Below are 12,081 nucleotides of genomic sequence, written 5' to 3' on the forward strand. Positions count from 1 at the left end.
GGCCGCTATGAGTGCTGACGTCCGGCCGATCGCCGAATCCGAACTCCACGACTGGCTGCGTGCCGTCAACACCGGTTTCCTGACCGCGACCCGGGTGACGGACGCCGATGTGGCCCAGCGCGCCAAGTACAACGACCTCGCCCGGATGCAGGGCGCGTTCGACACCGACACCGGCCGTTGCGTGGCGGCCTTCCGTTCCTTCGCGCAGGAGGTGACGGTGCCCGGCGGCGCGGCCGTCCCTTCCAGCGCGATCTCCAACGTGGGCGTGCTGCCCACCCACCGCCGGCAGGGTCTGCTGACCCGCATGATGCGGGCCGAGTTCGCCGCGGCCGCGGCGCGCGGCGAGGCGCTGGCGACGCTGATCGCCGCCGAGTACCCGATCTACGGGCGGTACGGTTTCGGGCCCGCCACCTCCCTCGTGGAGTGGGAGATCGACGTACCGCGCACCGGGCTGGACCGGCGGCTGGCGGCGCCCGTGGACGGCGGGCGGATCGACCTGGTGGACGCGGCCGACTACCGGCGGTTCGGCCCCGGGCTGCACGACGGGCTGCGGGCGGCCACGCCGGGCGCCGTGGGCCGCAACGAGCGCTGGTGGGACCTGGCGACCGGGGTGGAGGAGATCTCGCACCGGCCCTACAAGGAGAAGTTCCACGCCGTGTACCGGACGGCGGAGGGCGAGGTGGCCGGCGTGGCCGTCTACACCGCCGACGACCACTGGACGGACGCGAAGGTCCCGCAGAACACCGTGCAGGTGCGGGACCTGCTGGCGCTCACCCCGCAGGCGGAGCGGGCGCTGTGGCAGTTCCTGTGCTCGATCGACTGGGTGCAGAAGGTCCGCACCGGCTACCGGGCGCCCGACGACCTGCTCCCGGAGCTGCTGCCCGACCCGCGGTCGGCGCGGGTCGTGACGTCCGCCGACTTCCTGTGGGTGCGGGTCCTCGACGTCGTACGGGCCCTGGGCGCGCGGACGTACGAGGTGCCGGGGGTGCTCGTGCTGGAGGTCACGGACGAGGCGGGCCCGGCGGCCGGCCGTTACCGGCTGGACGCGGCGGCGGGCGTGTGCGAGCGCACGCGGGAGGCGGCTGACCTGCGGCTGGACGTGTCCGCGCTGGGATCCGTGTACCTCGGTGACGCGTCCGCGGTACGGCTGGCCGCACTCGGGCGGGTGGCCGAGGAGCGGCCGGGCGCGGCCGCGCTGGCGGACGCGGTGTTCCGCACCGCGCGCCGTCCGTGGTGCCCGGACATCTTCTGAGACCGCCCACCGCACCGGGCACCGGGCACCGGGTAGTGAGAACTGAGCACTGAGCACTGAGCACTGAGGACTGAGGTTTTGACGTCACTTGTGGAATCCCTGCGCGCGGCCGGCTGTGTCTTCGCGGAGGAGGAGGCGGAGCTGCTGAGCGGCGCCGCCCGGGACGACGCGCACCTGGCGGAGCTGCTGGCCCGCCGGGTGGGCGGCGAACCGCTCGAACACGTCGTGGGCTGGGCGGAGTTCTGCGGACTGCGCGTCCAGGTGGGCGCGGGGGCCTTCGTGCCGCGCAGGCGCACCGAGTTCCTGGTGCAGGAGGCGCTGGCGCTGACCCGGCCGGGCGCGGTGGTGCTGGACCTGTGCTGCGGGGTCGGCGCGCTGGGCGCGGCGGTGGCGGCGCAGTCCCCGGGCGGGGTGGAGCTGCACGTCGCCGACATCGACCCGGCGGCGCTGGCGTACGCGCGGCGCAACGTGGCCCCGTACGGCGGCCGGGTGTGGGAGGGCGATCTGTACGCGGCGCTCCCGGCCGAGCTGCGCGGGCGGGTGGAGGTGCTGGTGGTCAACGCCCCGTACGTGCCCACGGAGGAGATCGGCCTGATGCCGTCGGAGGCGCGCGACCACGAGCCGCTGGTCTCGCTGGACGGCGGGGCCGACGGGCTGGACGTGCACCGCCGGGTCGCGGCGGGCGCCATGGCCTGGCTGGCCCCGGGGGGTCACCTGCTGATCGAGACGAGCGCCCGCCAGGCCCCGTCGACGGCCTCGGCGCTGACCTCCGCGGGCCTCTCGGTCCGCGCGGTCACCTCTGAGGAGCTGTACGCGACGGTGGTGATCGGCACGTCCTGAGCCGGGGCCGGCCGCGCCCGCCCGCCCGTGGTCACCGGGTGGCGAGCGCGCGGGCGACCGGGACCCCGGTGCGCCGGGCGTACTCGAGCCGTTCGCGCACCTCGCGCAGGCTCCGCGGCCGGTAGCCGGGTCCGCATCCGCAGCAGGCCTGGCGGAAGTCGAGCCCGGCGTGCAGGAGCACGGACAGGACCCGCCAGGCGTCCCGGTCCCGCCGTGGCGGCGCCTCGAAGGCGTCCCCGGCCAGGACGAGGGCCCGGCGGCAGCGGGGGCAGCGGTATGCGCGGGACGCGCAGTCCTCGGCGGAGTGGTTGGCGGCGCGCTTGACCGACACCCGGCAGTCGAGGCACACGTAGGCGGAGCGATGCGGCATGCGGCCAGTCTGCTTCGGCGGACGGCCGCCCCGCCAAGGGATTTCGGACGGGCCGGGAAACGGGTCGGCTCGGTCTGTCACACGTGGGCGTCGGGGCGGGTCAGTGGAGTGAGGCAGGCGGGAGACCTGACCGGCGCGGTCCGCGCCGGCGTCCGTCTGAGGGGAGTGCCGGATGTCCACGACGGCTGTTGTTTTCGCTCTGGTCGGTGCGTTCATGGTCGGGTTCTCGGCGGCTTCGATGTTCCTGGGGGCGAAGTGGGTGGTCGAGCCGCTGGCGGAGTACGGGGTCCCGCGTACGTGGTGGGTGTGGCTGGGAGCCGCGAAGGCGGCGGGCGCGGTGGGCCTGGCGGTCGGCGTGTTCGTACCGGCCGTCGGTGTCGCCGCGGCGATCGGGATCGCGGCGTACTTCGCGGGGGCGGTGTTCACGGTGGTCCGTGCCGGGGCATACGCGCACGTGCCCTTCCCGGTGATCTACGCGGCCCCGGCGGTGGTCGCCCTGGCCCTCGGCTTCGGCGGGTGACCACCGGTGGTGCGGCCCGGCGGCGCGGGCGGGAGATGTTGCAAGCATCTGCTTGCAAAAGTTAGCGGCGTCGGGCAGGATCGGCAGCATGGCATCGCTCAACGTCGGAAACCTCGGCGAATACCTCCGTGAGCAACGGCGGCAGGCGCAGCTCTCGCTGCGGCAGCTGGCCGACGCCGCGGGGGTGTCGAATCCGTACCTGAGCCAGATCGAGCGCGGGCTGCGCAAGCCGAGCGCGGACATCCTCCAGCAGCTGGCCAAGGCGCTGCGGATCTCCGCGGAGACGCTGTACGTGCAGGCCGGGATCCTTGACGAGCGGGACCGCGACGAGGTGGAGACGCGAGCCGTCATACTCGCCGACCCGTCCATCAACGAGCGGCAGAAGCAGGTGCTGCTCCAGGTCTACGAGTCGTTCCGCAAGGAGAACGCACTCGACGAACCCGCCGTTCCCGATGTTCCCGCCGTTCCCGCCGACGAGATGCCGTCGAAGACCGACTGAAGTTGATCCGGGAGGACCAGCACATGGCCATCGCCGATGACCTGAAGAAGACCCTCACCGACCCCACTCCCCTCTACTTCGCCGCCGGCACCGCCGATCTCGCCGTGCAGCAGGCGAAGAAGGTTCCGGAGCTCATCGAGCAGCTGCGCGCCGAGGCCCCCGCGCGCATCGAGGCCGTGAAGAACACGGACCCGAAGGCCGTGCAGGACGCGGTCACCGCCAAGGTCGCCGAGGTGCTCGGCGCGATCGACCCGAAGAAGATCGGGGAGACCGCCCAGGACCTGGCGCTGCGCGGTGTCGGCGTGGCAGCCGAGTACGCGGTGCGCGCCAAGGAGACCTACGACAAGGTCGCCGAGCACGGTGAGCAGGCCGTACGGGCCTGGCGCGGCGAGGTCTCCGAGGAGATCGTCGACATCGCCGTCGTCGTCGAGCCGCGGCCCGAGCCGAAGGCGGAGGCCGAGCCGACCGCGGAGCCGGCGGCCGGGGCGGCCGCCGACGAGCAGCCCGCCGCCAAGAAGCCCGCCACGCGCAGGAGCACGGCCAAGAAGGCCGTCGTCACGGCGGACGACGCGAGCTGAGCCGCACGCCCGCATGGGCGACCACGGGCCGGGCACCCTTCAAGGGCCCGGCCCGTTGTGGTCGATGGAGGGGCGTGTGCCGGTAGCGTGGAGTGAGGCGGCACCGGAAGTGCGAAGCGCGAGCAGGAAAAGGCGGTCGAAGCGATGTTGATGGACGGGTTCGATCGAGGGGTGATCCCGCTTCTCGGGCTCGCCATGCTGGTGCTCGCCGTCGTGGCCTTCGGGTTCGCGCTGGTGGCGCGGGACGACGCCTACCGGGCGGCCGACAAGCAGAGCAAGACCTTCTGGCTGGTCATCCTCGGCATCACCGTGCTCGTCGACGCCTTCCTGGGGATGCTCTTCCTGGAGATCGCGGGCCTGGTGGCGACCATCGTGTTCTTCGTGGACGTACGGCCGGCCCTCAAGCAGGTCTCGGGCGGCGGCCGCCGCAGTGGTGGCAGCAGCAGCGACGGCCCGTACGGCCCGTACAACGGCGGACGGTAGCCGGGTTCGGCGGGGATCGCCGAGGGACGGCGGAGGTCAGCCCTCGGAGCGGGAGAGCAGGACCACGGCCACGTCGTCGGTGAGCTCGCCGCCGTTGAGGCGGCGCGCTTCGGTGACGGAGGCCTCCAGCAGTGACTCGCCGCTCAGACCGCGGTCCAGATGGCGGTTGATCATCTCGACCATGCCGTCCTGGCCCAGGCGTTCCTTGCCCTCGCCGATCCGCCCCTCGATGAGGCCGTCGGTGTAGAGCATCAGGCTCCATGTGCCGCCGAGCTCGACCTGCCGGCGCGGCCAGCGGGCCCGGGGCAGCAGTCCGAGGGCCGGACCGCTGTTCTCGTACGGCAGGAGCCGTGCGCGGCGGCCCGGCCGGGAGATCAGCGGTGCCGGATGGCCGGCCAGGCACAGGCCCGCACGGCGGCCGTCCGGCGCGATGTCGACGGTGCACAGCGTCGCGAAGATCTCCTCGCACGGCCGCTCCACCTCCAGCACCTCCTGGAGGGTGGCCAGCAGGTCGTCGCCGCACAGGCCCGCCAGGGTCAGGGCGCGCCAGGCGATGCGGAGCTCGACGCCGAGGGCGGCTTCGTCGGGGCCGTGGCCGCAGACGTCGCCGATCATGGCGTGGACGGTGCCGTCGGGGGTGCGGACGGTGTCGTAGAAGTCGCCACCGAGGAGGGCCCGGCTGCGGCCGGGGCGGTAGCGGGCGGCGAAGCGCAGATCGGAGCCCTCAAGGAGGGGGGTGGGGAGCAGGCCGCGCTCCAGGCGGGCGTTCTCCTGGGCGCGCAGTTTCGATTCTGCAAGCTTGTACTGGGCGATGTCGGCCCGTTTTCTCTCCACGGCGTACCGGATTGCGCGGCTCAGCAGCCGGCCGTCCAGCTCGTCCCGGAAGAGGAAGTCCTGGGCGCCGACGCGGACGGCCTCGGCGGCGCGCTCGGCGTCGTCCTCGTCGGTGAGGACGAGGACGGCGTGGCGCGGGGCGAGGCGCAGCACCTGGTGCAGGACGGCGAGCTGCGGGTCGGCGGTGGCGGTGGTCGTCGCGGTGACCGCGCCGGACCCGCCGGCCCCGCCGGACGCCCCGGCTGCCGCGACCGGGATGCGGGCGCCGGTGCCGGGCAGCGAGAGGTCGAGCAGGATGCAGTGCACGTCGGGGGTGAGCAGCCGCTCGGCCTCGGTGAGGTTGCGGGCGGTGCGGAGCCGGATGCGGTGGCCGTCGGCGTCGAGGATCTCGGGGACGGTGAGCCCGCCGGCGGGGTCGTCCTCGATGACCAGGAGGGTCAGGGCGGTGGTCTGAGGGGTCGCCTGCGCGACGCCGGCACCTGTGGAGGCAGGCGGTGCGGCGGTGTGCAGAACGGCCTGACCGCTCTCCGTGGCGGGGGTCTCCCTCTGCCGCGGTACGGGTACGGGCATCGTTTCCGGTTCCTTCCCTCCCCCCGAGGGTGCGCTCGTCCGGCAGACCCTAGCGGTCCCTGCCCCGCGAACGGAATGCCGTTCTTGGCGCGGGCCTCCGTCATATGCCGTCATCACGGGGGAAAATCGGCCTCACTGGATGACAAAGGTCACGGCGGGGCCGCGTTCCGTCCCGCCTAACGAGACGTCCCCCACACCCCCGGGGTTGCCTCCGCACCCTCGCCTCCTCGGCCCTCCCGGCGCCCGCGGCCCCGGCCGGTCGCCCGCCGTCCGTACCGAGGCCGTGCGCGGCCCACGCCCGCCGCGGCCCGGCAGTGCCACGGGCCGCGGGAGCGGCTGCCCCGCCCGGGAGGGATCAGGCGTCCGGGCGGACCACTGCCTTGATCGGCATGGAGCCCGCGCCCGCCAGCGTGACGTTGCGGCCGGGGCGCGGGGCGTGGACCATCGCGCCGTCGCCGACGTACATGCCGACGTGGCTCGCGTCGTCGAAGTAGATGATCAGGTCGCCGGGACGCATGTCCTTGAGCGCGACCTTCGGCAGCAGCCGCAGCTGCTCCTGCGAGGTGCGCGGGATGCCGCGCCCCGCCGCGCGCCAGGCCTGCGACGTCAGCCCGGAGCAGTCGAAGGAGTCCGGGCCCACCGCGCCCCACTTGTACGGCTTCCCCATCTGGGCGGTGGCGAACTGCACGGCGTGCTTGCCGGCGTCCGTCGCCTTGCCGTTGACGTCCTTCATCGCGCCCGTGGACAGCCACGCCGTCTGCGCCCGGTACTGGGCTTCCTGCTCCAGCTGGATCAGCCGGGCCTTCTCCTCGGCCTCCAGCTTGCTCTCCAGCTCCTCCGCCGCCTTGATCTTCTCCTCGATCTGCTTCTTGGAGTCCTCCTGCTTGACCCGGTTCGTCTCCAGCTTCTGCCAGCGCTCGCTCGCCTCCTCCGCGTAGCGCTGCAAGTCCGTCTGGGTGCGGTCCAGTTCGGACAGGAGGTCCGAGGCGGCCTTCTCTCCCTGCCGCAACCGGTCCGCGCCGTCGAGGAACTGGTTCGGGTCCTCGCTCAACGCCAGCCGTGCGCCCGGCGGCAGGCCGCCCGAGCGGTACTGAGCGCGGGCCGCGGCGCCCGCGCGGCTCTTGAGCGTGGCGATCCGCTCCTTGCCCGCGACGATCAGATTGGCGATCTCGACGATCTTGTCCGACTGGGCCTTGGTCTCGGCCTCGGCGAGGTTGTAGGCGTCCGTCGAGGCGCCCGCCTGCCGGTAGAGCTCCTCGATGTCCTTGCGGACCTGCTCCAGGGACTTGCCGCCCGGGCCCGGCAGGGGAGCCCCCGGTGCGGCCGGCGTGGCCGGAGCCCCCGGCACGGCCGGCGCCGCATACGCCGTGCCCGTCGCGAGGCCCGGCGCCGTCAGCACCGCCATCGCGCACAGCAGCACGAGAGAGCTTGCGCCTCGTCGTCGCCTTACCGACCCCATGGTCCCCCCAGGCACCCGAGCCAGACCTGGTATCAGATCTGACTATTCATCAGTAACTTCGCACTGCCATCGGGATGGTGCCACGAGTCGATGAATTCCGACACCCTTGTGGATGCCATTTCGATCTTGTCTGCCCCAACGGACCCCGAGCCCTGCCCCTCACGGATCAACGGGGCACCCCCGCCCCCGGTTCCCCGCCGCACCGCATTCACCCCACCGGGCGCAACGCCTCCCAGCGCAGCGTCAGTTCCCCCTGCCGCCACCGCCCGGGCCCGTCCGCCAGCGGCCAGTCCGCGGACAGCGCCCGCGCCGTGCGGATCCAGCGCTGCCGCGCCCCGTACGAGGCGTACGGAGCCGCCGCCGCCCAGGCCCGGTCGAAGTCGCGCAGGAAGGCGTACACCGGCTCACCCGGCACGTTCCGGTGGATCAGCGCCTTCGGCAGCCGCTCCGCCAGGTCCGAGGGACGCTCCAGCGAGCCCAGCCGGGTCGCGAACGTCACCGTGCGCGGCCCCTCCGGCCCCAGCGCCACCCACACGTGCCGCCGCCCGATCTCGTCGCAGGTCCCCTCCACCAGCAGCCCGCCCGGCGCCAGCCGCGCGCACAGCCGTGCCCACACCTCGGCGACCTGCTCCTCGTCGTACTGGCGCAGTACGTTCGCCGCGCGGATCAGCATCGCGCGCTCCCCGCCCTCCAGCGGGACCTCGAAGCCGCCGTGCCGGAAGCTCAGCCCCTCCCGCTCGTACGGCTTCGCCCCGGCCACCCGCGCCGGCTCGATCTCGATGCCGACCACCCGCACCCGCGGCGCCGCGTCCCGCAGCCGCGCCAGCAGCTCGACCGCCGTCCAGGGCGCGGCCCCGTACCCGAGGTCCACCGCCACCGGATCACCCGCACGCCGCAGCGCCGCCCCGTGGGCGGCCGCGATCCAGCGGTCCATCCGGCGCAACCGGTTCGGATTCGTCGTCCCGCGCGTCACCGAACCCACAGGACGGCCGGGGGCGCGGCTGGGGGACGGGGTACTGCGGGAGGCCATGAGCCGAGGGTAAGCGGAGCGCCCCCACACGGTGAAAACCGCCCGCATCACCCCGAAAATCGCGCGGCGCACCAAGAAAGCACCAAGAAACGGGGGGAACGCGCAGGAAAACCGGGCACCCCGGAATGCGGGGGACGGCCATCCGGGTTGCACTCCTTGCAGGGCGCCCTACGCGCCCCCGCAGTCATGCCGTCCGAGCGTCCGAGCGCGCACCGTCCGAGCCGAGAGGAAGCGCTTCCTTGAGCCAGTACGTGTCCCGCCTCGGCGGCAGCCTCAGCGGGCGCCTCGCCGCCGCCCGTGCCGCCACCCGCCACGAACCGCCCCGGCTGCGCCTGCCCGCCGTCGGCCACCACCGCAAACCGCGCCGCGTGGCCATGCTCAGCGTGCACACCTCACCGCTGCACCAGCCCGGCACCGGCGACGCCGGCGGGATGAACGTCTACATCGTGGAGCTGGCCCGCCGCCTCGCCGCGATCAACATCGACGTCGAGATCTTCACCCGCGCCACCACCGGCGGGCTCCCGCCCGTGGTCGAGCTGGCCCCCGGCGTCCTCGTACGGCACGTGGACGCGGGCCCCTACGAGGGCCTCGCCAAGGAGGAGCTCCCGGCCCAGCTGTGCGCCTTCACCCACGGCGTGATGCAGGCCTGGGCCGGCCACCGCCCCGGCTACTACGACCTCGTCCACTCCCACTACTGGCTCTCCGGGCACGTGGGCTGGCTCGCCGCGGAACGCTGGGGCGTGCCCCTCGTCCACGCCATGCACACCATGGCCAAGGTCAAGAACGCGGCGCTGGCCGAGGGCGACACCCCCGAGCCCGCCGCCCGCGTCATAGGCGAGACCCAGATCGTCTCCGCCGCCGACCGCCTCATCGCCAACACCGCCGAAGAGGCCGACGAGCTCGTCCGCCACTACGAGGCCGACCCCGCCAAGGTGGCCGTCGTCCACCCCGGCGTGAACCTCGACCGCTTCACCGTCGGCGACGGCCGGGCCGCCGCCCGCGCCCGCCTCGGCCTCCCGCAGGACGCCGTCATCCCGCTGTTCGCCGGGCGCATCCAGCCGCTGAAGGCCCCCGACATCCTGCTGCGCGCCGTCGCCGTCCTCGTCGACCGCGACCCCTCGCTGCGCCGCCGCCTCTTCGTCCCCGTCGTCGGCGGCCCCAGCGGCAGCGGCCTCGCCAAGCCCGAGGGCCTGCAGAAGCTCGCCGCCAAGCTCGGCATCGCAGACCTCGTGCACTTCCACCCGCCGGTCGCCCAGGACGGCCTCGCCGACTGGTTCCGGGCGGCGTCCGTGCTGGTCATGCCGTCCTACAGCGAGTCGTTCGGGCTCGTCGCGATAGAGGCCCAGGCCGCCGGCACCCCGGTGCTGGCCGCCGAGGTCGGCGGGCTGCCCGTCGCCGTCAACGACGGCGTCACGGGGATCCTCGTACCCGGACACGACCCGGCGGACTACGCGCGCAAGCTGCGCCGCTTCGTCGACGAGCCCGGGCTGGCGGACCGGATGGGGGCCGAGGCGGCGCGGCACGCGCAGTTCTTCGGCTGGGACACGGCGGCGGCCGGCACGGCCGACGTCTACACGGCGGCGATGCACGATCATCGCCGTCGCGTACGCTCCCACCATGGCTGACACCGCCGAGATCATCGAGAGCGCGCTCACCGGCGCGGAGCTGAGCTGGGAGAGCCCCCAGCCGGGCACCTACGTCGTCCAGCTCCCCGGCACGCGCAAGCTCAGCACCACCTGCTCGATCCGGGTCGGCCGGCACTCGCTGTCGGTCAACGCCTTCGTGATCCGCCACCCCGACGAGAACGAGTCGGGCGTCCACCGCTGGCTGCTGGAGCGCAACCTCAAGCTGTACGGGATGGCGTACGCGGTGGACCGCCTCGGCGACATCTACCTGACGGCCCGCCTGCCGCTGTCGGTGGTCACCCCGGAGGAGCTGGACCGGCTGCTCGGCACGGTGCTGGAGGCCGCGGACGGCTCCTTCAACACGCTGCTGGAGCTGGGCTTCGCGAGCGCGATCCGGCGCGAGTACGAGTGGCGGGGCTCGCGCGGCGAGCCGACCTTCAACCTCGACGCCTTCAAGCACCTGACGCGCCCGCAGGACGAGCCGGCGGCGACGCCGGGCGGCCCGGCCGACTGACACCGGCGCGGCGCCGCCCGCCGGGTCCGGCCTCCCGGCCGGCTCCCGCCCGGGTGCCGGCCGGCTCCGGTCAGCCCGCCCGCACCGGGTCCGGGGTGGGCGCGGTAGCGGGGAGCGGCTCGGCGGGAGCCGGTCCGGCGGGCAGCGGCTGCGCCGCCTTCGGGCCGGCGGCGTCACCGGCCGCCACCGGGTCCGTACCCCTGTCCCCCGCGGGCAGGTTCCGCATCAGCAGCCAGTAGCCGGCCGCCACCACCGTGCCCAGTACGCCCGTGGCCGCCCACAGCCGGCCCGCGCCCCACCGGTCGATCATGAAGCCCGCCATCAGCGGCGCCACCAGCGCGGCCACCGCCCAGGACATCGTGTAGACGCCCTGGTAGCGCCCGCGCCCGTGCACCGGCGAGAGCCGTACGACCAGGCTCATCTGGGTCGGCGAGTTGACGATCTCGGCGAGCGTCCACACGCACACCGTCAGCCCGTACGCCCACACCGGTCCGGCGAAGGCCGTCAGCGCGAAGCCGTAGCCGGCCAGCAGCGCCGACAGCACCAGCAGCTTCTGCGGGTCGCGGTGCTCGATGAAGCGGGTGACGGGGATCTGCAGCACCACGATCAGCAGGCCGTTCACGGCGATGACCAGCCCGTAGTCCCCGGGCGAGAACCCGGCGGACCCCATCGCGACCGGCAGGCCGACCGAGCCCTGCGTGAAGATCAGCGAGATCAGGAACGACAGGCCGACCACACCCATGAACCGGCCGTCCCGCAGCACGGTCCCGAGCCCGATCTCCGTCCCGTCGCCGGTCTTCCCCGAGGTGGCGCCGGACGCTCCGGACGCCCCGGCTCCGCCGCCCTCCGGGCGGGACTCGGGCAGCTTGACGTACACCAGCACCGCGCAGGCCAGCGTGAGGGCCGCCTCGCCGAGGAAGCCGGCCAGGTAGCTGTACTCGGCGATCAGGCCCGCCGCGGTCGCGCTGACGGCGAAGCCGAGGTTGATGGCCCAGTAGTTGAGCGCGAAGGCCCGTACGCGGTCCTCGGGGCGGACGATGTCCGCCATCATCGCCGCGACCGCCGGGCGCGAGGCGTTCGAGGTCATACCGACCAGCAGGGCCACCGCCGCGATCGCCGCCGGGTGTTCCATGAAGCCCAGCAGCGCCACCGAGAAGGCGGTCGAGGCCTGGGCCGCCAGCAGCGTGGGGCGCCGCCCCAGCCGGTCGGTCATCACGCCCGCGACGAGCGAGGACACCACACCGCCCAGCCCGTGGAGGGCGACGACGAGTCCCGCGAAGGAGGCCGAGTAGCCCCGGTCCAGCGTCAGGTACAAGGTCATGAAGGTGGCGACGAAGGCCCCGAGCCGGTTGACGAGCGTGCTCGTCCAGAGCCACCAGAACGCCCGGGGCAGACCCGAGACGCTCTCCCGGACGGCCCGTCTCAGACTGGCAGCGGACATACGGAATCCCCCCGAGGGTGTAAGCGTCGCTCTGGCGATGGGCACATTACGAGGGGACGGGCTCGG

The 12,081-nt window shown here is 73.5% G+C and carries 13 protein-coding genes; 8 read left to right on the top strand and 5 right to left on the bottom strand.

Going from position 1 to position 12,081, the window contains the following annotated elements; translation table 11 throughout:
• Window positions 1–7: 7 nt before the first annotated feature.
• Window positions 8–1,252: a GNAT family N-acetyltransferase gene (locus IG86_RS0128915; RefSeq protein ID WP_030900764.1), complete on the top strand. Its 1,245-nt coding sequence runs from the start codon at window positions 8–10 to the stop codon at window positions 1,250–1,252.
• Window positions 1,253–1,330: 78 nt separating this feature from the next.
• Entirely contained in the window at window positions 1,331–2,092 is a 762-nt protein-coding gene (locus tag IG86_RS0128920) for a putative protein N(5)-glutamine methyltransferase (RefSeq protein ID WP_234315966.1), read from the top strand.
• A 31-nt stretch (window positions 2,093–2,123) separates the two neighbouring features.
• On the opposite strand, the gene IG86_RS0128925 is transcribed toward IG86_RS0128920, so the two are convergent.
• Window positions 2,124–2,462, bottom strand: coding sequence for a hypothetical protein (locus tag IG86_RS0128925; RefSeq protein ID WP_030823241.1), 339 nt, complete (start codon window positions 2,460–2,462; stop codon window positions 2,124–2,126).
• A 172-nt stretch (window positions 2,463–2,634) separates the two neighbouring features.
• Between IG86_RS0128925 and IG86_RS0128930 the strand changes: the two genes are divergently transcribed.
• The 4 genes from IG86_RS0128930 (at window position 2,635) to IG86_RS0128945 (ending at window position 4,542) form a co-directional block, all read left to right on the top strand.
• Window positions 2,635–2,982: a DoxX family protein gene (locus IG86_RS0128930; RefSeq protein ID WP_030823244.1), complete on the top strand. Its 348-nt coding sequence runs from the start codon at window positions 2,635–2,637 to the stop codon at window positions 2,980–2,982.
• Between the two features lie 88 nt (window positions 2,983–3,070).
• Window positions 3,071–3,481, top strand: a complete 411-nt coding sequence (locus IG86_RS0128935; protein ID WP_030900766.1) for a helix-turn-helix domain-containing protein — start codon at window positions 3,071–3,073, stop codon at window positions 3,479–3,481.
• A 23-nt stretch (window positions 3,482–3,504) separates the two neighbouring features.
• On the top strand, window positions 3,505–4,059 hold the full coding sequence (locus IG86_RS0128940) for a hypothetical protein (protein WP_030900768.1): 555 nt from the start codon (window positions 3,505–3,507) through the stop codon (window positions 4,057–4,059).
• A gap of 144 nt (window positions 4,060–4,203) precedes the next feature.
• A complete protein-coding gene (locus IG86_RS0128945; RefSeq protein ID WP_030659011.1) occupies window positions 4,204–4,542 on the top strand; it encodes a DUF2516 family protein in 339 nt (112 codons plus the stop codon).
• Between the two features lie 36 nt (window positions 4,543–4,578).
• Here the strand turns inward: IG86_RS0128945 and IG86_RS0128950 are convergent, their stop codons facing one another.
• The 3 genes from IG86_RS0128950 to IG86_RS0128960 all read right to left on the bottom strand — a co-directional run bounded on the left by IG86_RS0128950 (window position 4,579) and on the right by IG86_RS0128960 (window position 8,435).
• A complete protein-coding gene (locus IG86_RS0128950) occupies window positions 4,579–5,946 on the bottom strand; it encodes a PP2C family protein-serine/threonine phosphatase (protein ID WP_030823250.1) in 1,368 nt (455 codons plus the stop codon).
• A 355-nt stretch (window positions 5,947–6,301) separates the two neighbouring features.
• Window positions 6,302–7,405 (bottom strand): C40 family peptidase, encoded by a 1,104-nt coding sequence (locus IG86_RS0128955; protein ID WP_030900770.1) that lies wholly within the window; start codon window positions 7,403–7,405, stop codon window positions 6,302–6,304.
• A 208-nt stretch (window positions 7,406–7,613) separates the two neighbouring features.
• Window positions 7,614–8,435 carry a class I SAM-dependent methyltransferase gene (locus tag IG86_RS0128960; RefSeq protein ID WP_173429202.1) on the bottom strand — a complete coding sequence of 274 codons (822 nt, stop codon included), beginning with the start codon at window positions 8,433–8,435 and terminating at the stop codon, window positions 7,614–7,616.
• Between the two features lie 239 nt (window positions 8,436–8,674).
• Between IG86_RS0128960 and mshA the strand changes: the two genes are divergently transcribed.
• Both mshA and IG86_RS0128970 read left to right on the top strand, forming a co-directional pair.
• Window positions 8,675–10,060, top strand: a complete 1,386-nt coding sequence (gene mshA / locus IG86_RS0128965) for a D-inositol-3-phosphate glycosyltransferase (protein ID WP_030823259.1) — start codon at window positions 8,675–8,677, stop codon at window positions 10,058–10,060.
• On the top strand, window positions 10,053–10,574 hold the full coding sequence (locus IG86_RS0128970; RefSeq protein ID WP_030900774.1) for a type III secretion system chaperone family protein: 522 nt from the start codon (window positions 10,053–10,055) through the stop codon (window positions 10,572–10,574). Before mshA ends, IG86_RS0128970 begins: the two co-directional genes overlap by 8 nt.
• Before the next feature lie 70 nt (window positions 10,575–10,644).
• Here the strand turns inward: IG86_RS0128970 and IG86_RS0128975 are convergent, their stop codons facing one another.
• Window positions 10,645–12,015: an MDR family MFS transporter gene (locus tag IG86_RS0128975; RefSeq protein ID WP_051785487.1), complete on the bottom strand. Its 1,371-nt coding sequence runs from the start codon at window positions 12,013–12,015 to the stop codon at window positions 10,645–10,647.
• Between the last annotated feature and the right edge of the window lie 66 nt (window positions 12,016–12,081).

This window comes from Streptomyces virginiae (assembly GCF_000720455.1).
In the GTDB taxonomy this organism is placed as follows: Bacteria; Actinomycetota; Actinomycetes; order Streptomycetales; family Streptomycetaceae; genus Streptomyces; species Streptomyces virginiae.